1 pseudogene is annotated in these 387 nt (G+C 33.6%); it reads left to right on the top strand.

Annotated elements, in window-relative coordinates:
* Positions 1 to 361 (top strand): annotated as a pseudogene (locus DXB58_RS28320) (hypothetical protein); the annotation flags it as partial.
* Between the last annotated feature and the right edge of the window lie 26 nt (positions 362 to 387).

Genomic DNA, 387 nt, shown 5'->3' with positions numbered 1-387 from the left:
AAGTTCTCTTAGGACGAACGCTGCATTAAAAGATTTTTCCAATGTATCAACAAAAAGCCTTTCCCAAAATGGATATTATAAGCTACCGGATGGGCTAATGATTCAATGGGGGCTTTCAGAAGTTGCAGGTTCAAGTAGGACAATATACCTTCCTGTTTCATTTTATGATACCTATTACAGTCTTGTCACAAATGTAACAAAATCACAAGGAGCAACAATGTCAGTCGTTTCATCTTCAATACTATTCACAACAAAATCTAATTTTGTTGTGAATGGTACTTATCAATATGAAAATGGCGATTATGGATATTTGCAATCAACCGAGAAAATTTATTGGTTGGCTATTGGTCGTTGGAAGTAGAAAATATTATAACATCAATTTGAATA

It is taken from the genome of Bacteroides sp. OM05-10AA, from assembly GCF_003439055.1.
GTDB classification, from domain to species: Bacteria; Bacteroidota; Bacteroidia; order Bacteroidales; family Bacteroidaceae; genus Bacteroides; species Bacteroides intestinigallinarum.
The sequence above is the reverse complement of the archived record's forward strand: the minus strand, read 5'-3'. Positions and strand labels throughout refer to the sequence as shown.